Below are 12,491 nucleotides of genomic sequence, written 5' to 3' on the forward strand. Positions count from 1 at the left end.
GGACACCACCTCTCCGTGAGATGAGTCGGGAGAAGGCGGGAAAATACAACAAGATCAGGCTTTTCAGGAGACGTCCGCCGAGCCTTCGCCCCGTACGGTCGACCCATGGCTGCCTACTGGACGCTGGTGTGCGACGCCGAAGACGTCGAGCGCACGGCAGGTTTTTGGGCGCTGGCACTGGGTTACGTGCCGGAGCCGGGATTCGACAAGCCCGACAACGCCTCGATCATCGACCCGTCCGGCGTGGGCCCGACGATCGGTTTTGTGAAGGCGTCGGGCAAGACGGTGAAGAACCGCTTGCACCTGGACATTCGAGTCGCCGGCCGGGGTCCGTGGGACAAGGCGGAGCGGGGACGGCTGATCGGCGCGAAGGTGCCGGAGCTGGTGGCCGCCGGGGCGACGGTGGTGCGTGAGGCGCGTGACGGGGAGAACCTCGACTACGTGATGATGCTGGACCCGGAGGGCAACGAGTTCTGCGTCGCCTGAGCCGAGCCGGTCGATCGGCGAGCGTCACCGACCGCTACTCGTCGTCGGTGACTGCCCAGCCCCGCCGTGCCGGTGCCCGTTGACGCGGACCTGGGTGCAGGTTCTCGGGCAACGTCTTGATCAGCAGGCGAGGGCGGACACACAGTGAGTTCCCGGGGTTCCCAAGCCCCGCGGAAACTGGAGGCACGAGAATGTCCGCATCACTCGCGAAGGTGGCTGCGCTCACTGCCGCCCTTCTGCTCACGGGGTCGCTGTGTGCCGCGCCGCCATCCGGCGCCGCGGCGAAATACGATCCAGGCGCGGTGGTCAGCTTCGACCTGGCCACCGGCGCCCGGCAGGTTCGCGCGGTCGCTCGATCCGTACCCGACGCGAAGGCGCTCCTGCCGGGAACACTGCCTGGTAAAGATTTGGCAGCCGGTGCGGCGCCCAACGCGACCGTCGGGCGGCTTTTTCACAGTGGTACCTCCGAATGCACGGCAAGCGTGCTGACGGGCCGGCGCCACGACCTGATCATCACCGCAGGCCACTGCGTCTCGCCAGGAGACGGCACTGGCCCGTATCCCACCATCAGGTTCTATCCCGGATTCACGCCGGGAGGCACGGAAGACCCGCCGTTCGGCAGTTTCACGGCGACGAGCGTCGTGACGATGTCCGGCTGGCAGGACCACGGCTGGTCGGCGTGGGACGTGGCGATCGTCCAGCTCGGACCCAACGAGTTCGGGCAGAACGTCGGTGATGCCGTCGGGTCGTGGAACGGGCTCATGGTCGACCAGCCGCTCGAGGCCGACCGCACGGTCTGGGGCTACCGGCTGGACAACACGCAGCAGGTGTGCTCGGGAACGACGGCTCGCTGGCTCATCCCGCCGGACAACCAGCTCAAGATCCCGTGCGTTTTCCAGGCGGGGGCCAGTGGCGGACCGTGGTTGCAGGTGTACGGCGGCGGCAGCAGCCTCGGCTACGTTAACGGCGTCATCAGCACCGGCGGTGACGGCAAGGTCATCTCGCCCTACTTCGACAACGATGTGCTCGGGATGTGGCAGCTGGCGAACTCGTAGTCACCGGGTGGAACCAGACACCGACGGGGACGACGAAGTCTGTCTCCGGCGCGCCGATCGCGCCGGAGACAGGTCCGGCGCCACGAGGCGAAGTGTCACCAAGCGCTGTGCCGGCTCCCGAGCCGGATCCGCCGACACGAAAAAGGGCTGAATCCGCAGATCCAGCCCTCGTCGTCGGGATGACAGGATTTGAACCTGCGACCCTCCGCTCCCAAAGCGGATGCGCTACCAAGCTGCGCCACATCCCGGTCCCACCCCCTGAGGGGGGTGTGTGATCAGAGTAGCGGGTCACGCTAAGCTGGCCACGCACCCGGGTCCCTCCGGGGGCACGCGGGTGTAGCTCAATGGTAGAGCCCTAGTCTTCCAAACTAGCTACGCGGGTTCGATTCCCGTCACCCGCTCCGAACGACGCAGCGTCCGCTTCCAACGATGCTGCGATCACGTCCAGCAGCTTGTCCGTGTCCACCGGCTTGGTGATGTACTCGTCCGCGCCGCTGGCCAGCGTGCGGGCCCTGTCCTCCGGGGTCGCCTTCGCTGTCACCGCGATCACCGGCAGGTCCGCGTTGGCCGCTTCGGCTCGGATGGCCGCGATCGTCGCGTTGCCGTCGAGCTCCGGCATCATCACGTCCATCAAGACCAGCGCCGTGTCCTCGTGGCGCTCCAAGGCCCGGATTCCGTCGACGCCCGTCTCCGCGTAGACCACCTCCAGGCCCGCCTGCTCCAGGACCGCCGCCAGCGCGAACACGTTGCGGAGGTCGTCGTCGACGATCAGGACCTTTTCGCCGTGGAAGCGCTTCGGGGCGATGTCCGGGGCGGCCACCAAGAGCGTGCTGGGCACCGGGGGCAGGCGCGGTGACGACAGCGCCGTCACCGCCGGGTCGACCAGGTTGGCCGCCGCCACCGGGAGGTACAGCGTGAACGTTGATCCCACGCCCGGTTCGCTGACCACGCGAAGCTCGCCGCCCAGGAGCTCGGTCAGCTGCTGGCTGATGTTCAGCCCCAGGCCCGTGCCGCCGTACTTGCGGCTCGTGGTGCCGTCCGCCTGGCGGAACGCCTCGAAGATGACCGCGAGCTTCTCCTCCGGGATGCCGATCCCGGTGTCCTCGACGGCGAACGCGACGATGCCGGGCGCGTTCCGCAGGGCCTCCTGCTCCACCTCCGCCGGGTCCGCGGCCCGGATGCGGAGCCGGACGCCGCCCTCGTCGGTGAACTTCGCCGCGTTGGACAGCAGGTTGCGGAGGATCTGCTGCAGCCGGTGCTCGTCGGTGTGGACGCTGCCCGGCACCGGCGGGTCGATGTGGACCGCGAACTCCAGCCCCTTGTCCGCGGTCAGCGGCCGGCACAGGGACTCGACGTAGTCCACCAGCTCGGGCAGCGTGATGTCCGACATCTGCATGTCGAGCCGGCCCGCCTCGACCTTCGCCAGGTCGAGGATGTCGTTGATCAGCTGCTGCAGGTCCGATCCGGCCGCGTAGATCGTCTTCGCGAACTGGATCTGCTTCTCCGTCAGGTTGCCCTCGGGGTTCTCCGACAGCAGCTTCGCCAGGATCAACGCGCTGTTCAACGGCGTCCGCAGCTCGTGCGACATGTTCGCCATGAACTCGGTCTTGTACTGCGACGCCACCGTCAGCTGCCCGGCGCGCTCCTCCAGCTCCTGGCGCGCCTGCTCGATCTCGCTGTTCTTGACCTCGATGTCGCGGTTCTGCTGGGCGAGCAGCGCGGCCTTCTCGGCGAGCTCGGTGTTGGACCGCCGCAGCTCGCCCTGCTGGGCCTGCAGCTGCTCGGACCGGGCCCGCAGCTCCTGCGCCAGCCGCTGCGACTCCGTGAGCAGCGCCTCGGTCCGCGAGTTCGACAGGATCGTGTTGACGTTGACGCCGATCGTGTGCCGCAGCTGCTCCAGCAGGTCCTGGTGCACCGTGCTGAGCTCGTTGACCGAGGCCAGCTCCAGCACCCCGAGCACCTCGCCCTGGAACAGCACCGGCAGCACGATGAGGTTCACCGGCGACGCCGAGCCGAGCCCGGACGAGATCAGCGCGTACTCCGGCGGCGCGTTGTGGACCAGGATCGTGCGCTGGTCGACGGCGGCCTGCCCGATCAGCGACTCGCCGATCGCGAACCGCAGCCCGGCGCGGGACTGCGCGAGGCCGTAGGCGGCGATGCACTCCAGCACCGTGCCGTCGCGGTCGTCGTCGCGGGCCAGGAAGAACGCGCCCTGCTGCGCGCGGACCAGCGGCGCCAGCTCGGACAGGATCAGCGCCGCCACCGACGCGAGGTCGCGGTGCCCCTGCATCCGGCCCGACAGCTGCGCGAGGTTCGTCTTCAGCCAGTCCTGCTCGCGGTTGGTCCTCGTCGTCTCCTTGAGGTTCGCGATCATCTGGTTGATGTTGTCCTTGAGGTCGGACACCTCACCGGACGCGTCGACCGCGATGTGCCGGGTCAGGTCGCCGGCCGTCACCGCCGTCGCCACCTGCGCGATCGCGCGGACCTGCGTGGTCAGGTTCCCGGCCAGCTGGTTCACGCTCTCGGTGAGCCGCTGCCAGGTGCCGGACACACCGTCGACCTCGGCCTGGCCGCCCAGCTTGCCCTCGGTGCCGACCTCGCGCGCCACGCGCGTGACCTCCGAGGCGAACGCCGAGAGCTGGTCGACCATCGTGTTCATCGTGGTCTTGAGCTCGAGGATCTCGCCGCGGGCGTCGACGTCGATCTTCTTCGTCAGGTCGCCCCGTGCGACCGCGGTGGTCACCTGCGAGATGTTCCGGACCTGGCTGGTCAGGTTGTGCGCCATGAAGTTGACGTTCTCGGTCAGGTCCTTCCAGGTCCCGGCGACGCCGGGGACGCGGGCCTGGCCGCCGAGGATGCCTTCGGTGCCGACCTCGCGCGAGACGCGGGTGACCTCGTCGGCGAACGCGCGCAGCGTCTCGACCATGCCGTTCAGCGTCTCGGCCAGCGCCGCGACCTCACCCTGGGCGACGATCGAGATCTTCTTCGACAGGTCGCCGTTGGCCACGCCGGCCGCGACCGTGGCGATGCTGCGCACCTGGTCGGTCAGGTTGGTGGCCATGACGTTGACGTTGTCGGTGAGGTCCTTCCACGTGCCCGCGACGCCGCGGACGGTGGCCTGGCCGCCGAGCTTGCCTTCGGTGCCGACCTCACGCGCCACTCGGGTGACTTCGTCCGCGAACGCGGACAGCTGATCCACCATCGTGTTGAGCGTTGTCTTGAGCTCGAGGATCTCGCCGCGCGCGTCGACCGAGATCTTCTGCGTCAGGTCGCCCTTCGCGACCGCCGATGTCACCGTGGCGATGTTCCGGACCTGGTCGGTGAGGTTGTTAGCCATGAAGTTGACGTTGTCGGTGAGGTCCTTCCACGTCCCGGCGACGCCGGGCACCGTGGCCTGACCGCCGAGCCTGCCTTCGGTGCCGACCTCACGCGCCACTCGGGTGACTTCGTCCGCGAACGCGGACAGCTGATCCACCATCGTGTTGAGCGTGGTCTTGAGCTCGAGGATCTCGCCGCGCGCGTCCACCGCGATCTTCTGCGTCAGGTCGCCGCGCGCGACGGCCGTCGCGACCTGGGCGATGTTGCGGACCTGGGTGGTCAGGTTGTTCGCCATGAAGTTGACCGAGCCGGTGAGGTCGCGCCAGGTGCCGGCGACGCCGGGGACCTGCGCCTGCCCGCCCAGCTGACCCTCGGTGCCCACCTCGCGGGCCACCCGGGTGACTTCGTCCGCGAAGGCGGACAGCTGGTCCACCATGGTGTTCATGGTCGTCTTGAGCTCGAGGATCTCGCCCCGGGCGTCGACGGTGATCTTCTGGGTCAGGTCGCCCTTCGCCACGGCCGTGGTCACGTGCGAGATGTTGCGGACCTGGTCGGTCAGGTTGTCGGCCATGCCGTTGACCGAGTCGGTGAGGCTGCGCCACGTCCCGGCCGCGCCGGCCACCTCGGCCTGCCCGCCGAGCTTGCCCTCGGAGCCGACCTCCCGCGCCACGCGCGTGACTTCGCCGGCGAACGCGGAGAGCTGGTCGACCATCGTGTTGAGCGTGTTCTTCAGCTGGAGGATCTCGCCGCGCGCGTCGACGTCGATCTTCTTCGTCAGGTCGCCGTTGGCCACCGCGGTCGCCACCAGCGAGATCCCGCGGACCTGGTCGGTCAGGTTGTCGGCCATCTGGTTGACCGAGTCGGTGAGGTCGCGCCAGGTCCCGGCGACGCCGGCGACCTGCGCCTGGCCGCCCAGCTTGCCGTCGGAGCCCACCTCGCGGGAGACGCGGGTGACCTCGTCGGCGAACGAGGAGAGCTGGTCCACCATGGTGTTGATGGTGTTCTTGAGCTCGAGGATCTCGCCGCGGGCGTCGACGGTGATCTTCTGGGTCAGGTCGCCGCGCGCGACGGCCGTGGTGACCTGGGCGATGTTGCGGACCTGGTCGGTCAGGTTGTCGGCCATGCCGTTGACCGAGTCGGTCAGGTCGCGCCAGGTGCCGGACACGCCCGGGACGACCGCCTGGCCGCCGAGACGTCCCTCACCCGCGATCTCGCCGGAGAGCCTCGTCACTTCGGCGGCGAAGCGCGACAGCTGCGCGATGAGGCCGTTGACCGTCTTCGCCAGGGCCGCGTACGCGCCCTGCAGCGGCCGGCCGTCGAGGGTCATGGTCATCGGCTGGCCGAGGTCACCCTCCGCGACGGCGCCGAGCACGCGGTCCAGCTCGATCGTGGGGCGCGTGAGGTCCTCGACCAGGCCGTTGACGCTGTCCACGGCGGTGGTCCAGCCGCCCGGGCCGACCTCCGCCTCCACGCGCTCGCTGAGCCTGCCGTCCTGGCCGACCGCGGCGCGGACCCGCAGCAGCTCGCTGACCAGCCGCTGGTTGCGTTCGGCGATGTCGTTGAACGCGACCGCGAGCTGGGCCGAGATGCCGTCGCCGTGCGGCACGAGCCGCCGGCGGAAGTTGCCGTCCCCGAGATCCCGCACCGCGACGAGCAGCCGTTCCAGCGCCGCCGCTTCGCTCTGGGATTCCGTTGTCATGTGTGCCGACCCTCTCCACCACGCATGCGCCAGCCATGGTCGTCGACCCAGCGTGCCATGATTCGCCCTACACTTCGAGCCAGTCCGCCCGCTCACGCGGTAGCCGTGCGATAGCAGTCCGGAGGCAGGAGGTCCGTGCATGGTGTCACGTCCGGCCCCGGCGTCGGCGGCCCTGCCACCGATGACGGCCGATGACGCGCCGCCGGGCTTCGACGCCTTCGGGCGGGCGGTCCTCGAGGACGTCCGTGACGCCGTGTTCCTGCAGGACGCCGAGGGTGTGCTGCGCTGGGCGAACCCCGCCGCGCACACGCTGACCGGGGGTGTCGAGCCGCGTCTGCACCCGGTCGCCGAGACCTCCGGGCACGTCGAAGTCAACGGTCGGCGCCGCCCCGCGCGGGTCCGTGCGCTGCCCGGCGGCTGGCACGCCTGGACCGTTCCCGCCGAGGACGTCCCGCAGCGGCACGTGGGCGACTTCCTGGCCGAGGCCGGTCCGCGGCTGGCCGCCGCCCGTGGGCGTCACGGCACCGCCCGGGTGATCGCCGAGCTGGCCGCGTCCGCGCTCGCCGACACCGTTTTTGTGCTGCTGCCGACCACCCGCGGCCGGTGGGAGTGGTGGAGCAGCGAGCGCCCGGCCGCGCCGGGGCACGGGCGGATCCGCCGGGTCCCCGCCCAGGTCGCGCCCGTGCTGGCGGCGACGTTCGCGGCCACCGGCAAGCCGGAGTCCGCCGCCGTCCCGGCCGCCGAGGTCGCCACGCTGCCCTCGATGGTCGCCGACCGGTTCGCCGGGCACGCCGAGGTGACCGTGGTCTCGCTGGGCCAGAGCGCGGGCGCCGGCGCCCTGCTGCTGGGCCGCCGCGCGGACCCGGAGTTCGGCGCCGAGCAGGCCCGCGCCGAGGCGCAGTTCGCCCTGGCCGCCGGGACGGCGCTGGCCAACGCCCAGCGTTACGCCCGCCAGGAAGAGGCGACCCGCGGGCTCGAGACCACCCTGCGCCCGGTCGACCCGCCCGAGCTCGACGGCGCCCGCTTCGAGACCTGGTACGAACCGGCCGGCGGGGTGCTCGCGGTCGGCGGCGACTTCTTCGACGTCCTCGCCCACGACGACGGCAGCGCGTTCCTCGTGCTCGGCGACATCTGCGGCAAGGGCCCCGAGGCCGCGGCGCTGACCGGCCGGGTCCGGCACGCGCTGACCGCGCTCGCGATGGTCGAGCGCGACGGCCGGACGCTGCTGCGGCTGCTCAACGAGCTCCTCATCGCCGGCGGCAGCAGCCGGTTCGCCACCCTGGTGCTCGGCACGGCCAAGCCGGTCGACGGCGGCGTCGACCTGACGCTGGCCTCCGGCGGGCACCCGGCGCCGCTGATCGTCCGCCGGGCGGGGACCGTCGAGGAGGTCACCGTCCCGGGCACGCTGGTCGGGATCTCGCCGCAGGCTCGCTTCGCCGAGGCGCAGGTGCGGCTGGGGCCCGGCGACATGTGCCTGCTCTACACCGACGGCATCACCGAGGCCCGCAACCGGCACGACCAGGCGGAGCTCTTCGGCGACGACCGGCTGCGCGCGGTGCTGACGGCCGCGGCGGGCCAGCCCGCCCGGGAGGTCGTGCGGCGGCTGCGGCAGGCCGTGCGCGACTGGCTCGGCAGCTCCGCCCACGACGACATCGCCGTGCTCGCGGTGGAGTGCGCGGACTGATCCACCGTCCTCAAAGGACCGGGTTTGGCCGCCGTCCGAGGGGGTAGTTCCTTCGTGCACGCGCATCTTCCCGCACGGAGGTTTTCATGGTGGACGCACTTCGGGGTCGTCGTGTCGCGATCCTGGCCGCGGACGGCGTCGAGCAGGTCGAGCTGGAGCAGCCGCGCCAGGCCGTCCTCGACGAGGGCGCGACGGTCGAGCTCGTCTCCCTCGACACCGGCGAGATCCAGGCGATGAACGGCGACATCGACAAGGGCGACCGGTTCCCGGTCGACCGGAAGGTGGCCGACGTCGGCATCGGCGACTTCGACGCGCTGCTGCTGCCCGGCGGCACGATGAACCCGGACAACCTGCGCACGAACCGGGACGCGGTCAAGTTCGTCGGCGACTTCGTGCGGGCGGGCAAGCCGGTCGGGGTGATCTGCCACGGTCCGTGGACGCTCGTCGAAGCGGATGTCGTGCGTGGCCGCACGCTGACGTCGTACCCGAGCATCCGGACCGACATCCGTAACGCCGGCGGCACGGTTGTCGACGAAGAGGTTGTCGTGGACAACGGCCTGGTCTCCAGCCGCAACCCGGACGACCTGCCGGCGTTCTGCCGCACGGTCGTGCGCGAGTTCGCCGGCTGACGGACGTCCTCTGTGGACAGTCACCCGGACGTGTCCTTAAGTCCGGCTTAAATTTGTTGGTGTTCGGCACCCCGGTGGAGGACGCTGAGGGTGTGACCTGGATCGCCCGCGGAGAGGAGGTGGACGCGATGACTGTGCAGGCAAGGCGCTACGGCCGGTGGTGCCGTGAGCACTTCGACGCGATCGCCGCCGAGGGTGTTCCCGAACCCCGGGGCGTCGAAACGGCCGACCAGACCCGGCCCGAGCCCCGCCCGGAGCCCGTTCAACCCGGCACCGAGCAGCCCCAGCGCTGATCCGTCCGGACGTGAAAAGCGCCTCCCCGGCCGGGGAGGCGCTCTTTTTGTGCCTTTTTGTGGCTTTCCGGTCAGCGGTAGCTGCGGCGGCGGTACCAGACCTGCCTGGGGCCGGGCGCGCCGATGCGCGTGATGACGTCGGTCAGCACGGCGCCGATGACCAGCCAGATGACCGCGGCCAGGCCGTCGTTGCAGAACACCCGGAACTTCTCGGAGTCCGGGGTGAAGAGGTCGCGCAGGCCGAGCGAGACGCCGGCCGACCACTCGGAGATCAGGTGCGCGAAGCCGTTCGCCGCGTTCGCCTCGCCGAACACCAGCACGATGTGCACGGCGAGCACCAGCGCGAACACCGCGCACACGAGGTGGATCAGGGCGTTGACCGTGCGGACGATCCGCAGGCGCGCGGGTGTGCGCTCCACGACTTCTTCGGTCGTGGCGGGCTCGTACCGCGGTTCGTACGGCTGCTCGTACGGCTGCTCGGGCGGAGGGGGATACGGCATCGTCGTCGCCGTCCTTTCGAGGAGTCCGATGTGGACGGACATGGGCGTACGGTGGCACCGGGGAATACCCGTCACCCGGGTGAGCGAACCGCGTATTCCGTAAACTTCCTTGTCAGTGGTGTTGATGGGGCAGTTTGAGGAGGGTTATGCCGCGGGAGGTCTTCTCCGCCGAGCAGGTCGCCGAGCGGCTCGGCCTGCACGTCCGGACGGTCCGGAACTACGTGCGGGACGGGCGCCTGAAGGCGGTCCGGATCGGCAAGCAGTACCGGATCGCGGCGGACGACCTCGAGGCGTTCACCGGGCTGCCGATGGCGGAGCCGCGGCCGGAGCGGACCGCCGAGCTGTCGAGCGTCGCCGAGCTCAGCGGCATCAACCGGGCGGCGGCGGATCGGCTCGCGGCCACGGTCGTCGCGTCGGCAGACGGGGGTGAGCGGGTTCTGCGCGTCGAGACGATCTATGACGGAGAGCGCGCGACGATGAAGGTCATCGTGCTCGGCGACCTCGCGGCCGGTGCCGACCTGCTCAGGCTGGTGGCCGGATTCGCCGAGAACCTGACCTGAGCCGATCCCGCGCTGAGCCGCGCGGTGGAACCTCCTGCCGGGCGGGCAACCCCGCCCCGTGCGGGACGTCCACGTGATCATGACAAGTCCCCGGCGCTCGGCGCTGCTGGTGTCCGTCCTCGCTCTCCTGGCCCTCATCGTCTCGCCCGCGGCGGCGGAAACCGTGGTGCCGGCGGGGTTCCGGCCCGCCTCGACGAGCTGGACCAGTCCTGACGCCGGCTACGTCCTGGGGTACGCGCCGTGCGGGAAGTCGTGGTGTCCCGCGTTGGCCGGCACCAGCGACGGCGGGCGGCACTGGCGGCGGCTCGGCGCGCCGCCGATGCCCTTGCCGGACAACCACAACCACGTCGCGCTCACGTTCGTCAGCGACCGCGTCGGGTACGTCGACGACGGCGTGCACGTGCGCACGACCCGCGACGGCGGTGCGAGCTGGCACCCGGTCGGGCTGGTCGGCGCGCGGGAACCGTTCTACCTCTCGAAGATCACCGAAACCGGCGGCCGCGTTTTCGCCGTGGTCACGACCTACGGCGAAGGCCGCGGTTCGACGCGGCTGTACTCGGCCGCCGCCGGCTCGCCGGTGCTGGTCCCGGTGCCCGGGTTCGCCGTCACCGGCGGCATCACCTACGGCGACCTGGCCGTCGGCGGCGGCCTGCAGGTCGCGCTCGGCGCGGACTACACGACGGAGGAGTACTGGACCTCGCGGGACGGCGTCCGCTTCACCCGCGCCGATCCGCCGTGCCCGGCGGGGTCGGTCGCGTCGCTCGCCGGGGTGCGGGACCGGCAGGTCGTGGCGTTGTGCAGCAGCAGTCCCGGTTCGCCGCAGCCCGGCTCGACCGAGCGCCGGCTGCGGCACGCGCCGTCGCTCGGCGGGGTGTTCAGCGGGAGTGACGCCGCGCCGTTCCTCGGCATCACCCAGGGTTTCGGCGCGGCCTCGCCGACGTCCGCGACGGTCGCGGCGATCGGCGGCGGCGTCGGGTTCCTGCACAGCACGGCCGACGGCGGCCGCACGTGGAAGACGACCGTGCTCTCCGAACGCGGCCTCGGGCTGACCGATCTGGACTTCCCGGGCCGGGGCACCGGGGTGGTCGTCGACGGGCAGCCGGACGCCGACGGTGGCTCCGCGCTGTACCGGACCACGGATGGCGCAATCACTTGGCACGAGGTGGTGATCGGGTAATACGCCCTGGCAGGGAAGGCCCTTCGGCCCGGTTCACTTGGTGAACGCCATGTCGTAGTCTGAGCACTGTCCGTTGCCGGACAAGGCGGGCGAGCCCGGGCAGGAGCTCGCCGGCCACGACGAGTGGGAGAGCAGCCGATGACGCCTGGCGACCTGCGGTCCGGAACCGAGGGAGGCGCCGCTTCCCTCGATTTCAGCAAGGCGAGCCTGGCCAGGTTGTCCGACGCGCTCCTCGGCGGGCACGACCACTACGAGGTCGACCGCGAAGCGATGCGGCGGCTGCTGGCGATCGCGCCCGGCGCGCGGGCGATGGCGAAGGAACACCGTGAGTGGCTGGTGCGCTCGGTGCGGTTCCTCGCCGGGAAACGCGGCATCGACCAGTTCCTCGACCTCGGCTCCGGCATGCCGACCGCGGAGAACACCCACCAGGTGGCCCAGCGGTACAACCCGGACGCGCAGGTGGTCTACGTCGACAACGACCCGGTGGTGCAGGTGCACGGGCGGGCGCTGCTCGAGGAGAACTACCTGACCCACGTGACCGGCGCGGACCTGACCCGGCCCGCCGAGACGCTGGCCGACGAGGTCGTCAAGGAGTACCTGGACTTTTCGCGGCCGGTCGCGCTGATGCTGACGTCGATCGTCCACCACATCGACGACTACGACCGGGCGAAGCGCATCGTCGCGGAGTACGTCGACGCACTCGCGCCGGGGTCGTACCTGCTGCTCACGCACCACTTCGACCCGGAAGAGGACTCGCCGCGCCAGGAGCTCGCGCGGCTGCTGGAGACGAGCTTCCAGGGCACCGGGCTGGGCAGCGTCCACCGCACCCGCGAGGAGATCACGGGATTCTTCGACGGCACGGAGCTGCTCCGCCCGGGGCTGGTCTACCTGCACGAATGGTGGCCGGACGGCCCGCGGCTGCACCCGCTGTCCGAACTGAACTTCCTGACGCTGGGCGGAGTCGCCCGCAAGCAATGACTTCTGCCGCGGCCCGGGGGGGGGGGGGGGGGGGGGGGGGGGGGGGAGGGGGAAGGGGAGGGGGGGGGGGGGGGGGGGGGGGGGGGGGGGGGGGGGGGGGGGGGGGGGACGT

10 protein-coding genes and 2 tRNA genes are annotated in these 12,491 nt (G+C 70.8%); 9 read left to right on the forward strand and 3 right to left on the reverse strand.

Features of this window, described 5'->3' with window-relative positions:
• Nucleotides 1–105: 105 nt before the first annotated feature.
• Nucleotides 106–486, forward strand: a complete 381-nt coding sequence (locus ACZ63J_RS30960) for a VOC family protein (protein WP_465408152.1) — start codon at nucleotides 106–108, stop codon at nucleotides 484–486.
• A 191-nt stretch (nucleotides 487–677) separates the two neighbouring features.
• Nucleotides 678–1,541, forward strand: a complete 864-nt coding sequence (locus ACZ63J_RS30965) for a trypsin-like serine peptidase (protein WP_465408150.1) — start codon at nucleotides 678–680, stop codon at nucleotides 1,539–1,541.
• Nucleotides 1,542–1,715: 174 nt separating this feature from the next.
• On the opposite strand, the gene ACZ63J_RS30970 is transcribed toward ACZ63J_RS30965, so the two are convergent.
• A tRNA-Pro gene (locus tag ACZ63J_RS30970) sits at nucleotides 1,716–1,789 on the reverse strand.
• 82 nt (nucleotides 1,790–1,871) lie between these two features.
• Here ACZ63J_RS30970 and ACZ63J_RS30975 point away from each other — a divergent pair.
• Nucleotides 1,872–1,942: transfer RNA gene (locus ACZ63J_RS30975), tRNA-Gly, on the forward strand.
• On the opposite strand, the gene ACZ63J_RS30980 is transcribed toward ACZ63J_RS30975, so the two are convergent.
• Entirely contained in the window at nucleotides 1,897–6,558 is a 4,662-nt protein-coding gene (locus tag ACZ63J_RS30980; RefSeq protein WP_465408211.1) for a HAMP domain-containing protein, read from the reverse strand. The genes ACZ63J_RS30975 and ACZ63J_RS30980 overlap by 46 nt on opposite strands.
• A 139-nt stretch (nucleotides 6,559–6,697) precedes the next feature.
• Between ACZ63J_RS30980 and ACZ63J_RS30985 the strand changes: the two genes are divergently transcribed.
• The 3 genes from ACZ63J_RS30985 (at nucleotide 6,698) to ACZ63J_RS30995 (ending at nucleotide 9,164) form a co-directional block, all read left to right on the forward strand.
• The gene (locus ACZ63J_RS30985; RefSeq protein WP_465408148.1) at nucleotides 6,698–8,242 is read left to right on the forward strand and encodes a SpoIIE family protein phosphatase; all 1,545 of its coding nucleotides are present in this window, start codon (nucleotides 6,698–6,700) and stop codon (nucleotides 8,240–8,242) included.
• Nucleotides 8,243–8,328: 86 nt separating this feature from the next.
• Nucleotides 8,329–8,871, forward strand: coding sequence for a type 1 glutamine amidotransferase domain-containing protein (locus tag ACZ63J_RS30990; protein ID WP_465408146.1), 543 nt, complete (start codon nucleotides 8,329–8,331; stop codon nucleotides 8,869–8,871).
• 128 nt (nucleotides 8,872–8,999) lie between these two features.
• Nucleotides 9,000–9,164, forward strand: a complete 165-nt coding sequence (locus ACZ63J_RS30995; protein ID WP_465408144.1) for a hypothetical protein — start codon at nucleotides 9,000–9,002, stop codon at nucleotides 9,162–9,164.
• A gap of 71 nt (nucleotides 9,165–9,235) precedes the next feature.
• On the opposite strand, the gene ACZ63J_RS31000 is transcribed toward ACZ63J_RS30995, so the two are convergent.
• Complete coding sequence (locus tag ACZ63J_RS31000; protein ID WP_465408209.1) at nucleotides 9,236–9,664, reverse strand: hypothetical protein; 429 nt, start codon at nucleotides 9,662–9,664, stop codon at nucleotides 9,236–9,238.
• A gap of 146 nt (nucleotides 9,665–9,810) precedes the next feature.
• Here ACZ63J_RS31000 and ACZ63J_RS31005 point away from each other — a divergent pair, with 146 nt between their 5' ends.
• From ACZ63J_RS31005 to ACZ63J_RS31015, 3 genes are all read left to right on the forward strand, one after another.
• Nucleotides 9,811–10,224 carry a helix-turn-helix domain-containing protein gene (locus ACZ63J_RS31005; protein ID WP_465408143.1) on the forward strand — a complete coding sequence of 138 codons (414 nt, stop codon included), beginning with the start codon at nucleotides 9,811–9,813 and terminating at the stop codon, nucleotides 10,222–10,224.
• 79 nt (nucleotides 10,225–10,303) lie between these two features.
• Nucleotides 10,304–11,401, forward strand: coding sequence for a sialidase family protein (locus ACZ63J_RS31010; protein ID WP_465408141.1), 1,098 nt, complete (start codon nucleotides 10,304–10,306; stop codon nucleotides 11,399–11,401).
• A 138-nt stretch (nucleotides 11,402–11,539) separates the two neighbouring features.
• A complete protein-coding gene (locus tag ACZ63J_RS31015; RefSeq protein WP_465408139.1) occupies nucleotides 11,540–12,379 on the forward strand; it encodes an SAM-dependent methyltransferase in 840 nt (279 codons plus the stop codon).
• Nucleotides 12,380–12,491: the final 112 nt, after the last annotated feature.

The sequence above is a fragment of the Amycolatopsis sp. NPDC104863 genome, from assembly GCF_055582965.1.

Excerpts from the sequence above, each read along its gene's own strand:
- ACZ63J_RS30960 (WP_465408152.1), top strand. The coding sequence starts at position 106 with ATGGCTGCCTACTGGACGCTGGTGTGCGACGCCGAAGACGTCGAGCGC.
- ACZ63J_RS30965 (WP_465408150.1), top strand. The coding sequence starts at position 678 with ATGTCCGCATCACTCGCGAAGGTGGCTGCGCTCACTGCCGCCCTTCTG.
- ACZ63J_RS30980 (WP_465408211.1), bottom strand. The coding sequence starts at position 6,558 with ATGACAACGGAATCCCAGAGCGAAGCGGCGGCGCTGGAACGGCTGCTC.
- ACZ63J_RS30985 (WP_465408148.1), top strand. The coding sequence starts at position 6,698 with ATGGTGTCACGTCCGGCCCCGGCGTCGGCGGCCCTGCCACCGATGACG.
- ACZ63J_RS30990 (WP_465408146.1), top strand. The coding sequence starts at position 8,329 with ATGGTGGACGCACTTCGGGGTCGTCGTGTCGCGATCCTGGCCGCGGAC.
- ACZ63J_RS30995 (WP_465408144.1), top strand. The coding sequence starts at position 9,000 with ATGACTGTGCAGGCAAGGCGCTACGGCCGGTGGTGCCGTGAGCACTTC.
- ACZ63J_RS31000 (WP_465408209.1), bottom strand. The coding sequence starts at position 9,664 with ATGCCGTATCCCCCTCCGCCCGAGCAGCCGTACGAGCAGCCGTACGAA.
- ACZ63J_RS31005 (WP_465408143.1), top strand. The coding sequence starts at position 9,811 with ATGCCGCGGGAGGTCTTCTCCGCCGAGCAGGTCGCCGAGCGGCTCGGC.
- ACZ63J_RS31010 (WP_465408141.1), top strand. The coding sequence starts at position 10,304 with ATGACAAGTCCCCGGCGCTCGGCGCTGCTGGTGTCCGTCCTCGCTCTC.
- ACZ63J_RS31015 (WP_465408139.1), top strand. The coding sequence starts at position 11,540 with ATGACGCCTGGCGACCTGCGGTCCGGAACCGAGGGAGGCGCCGCTTCC.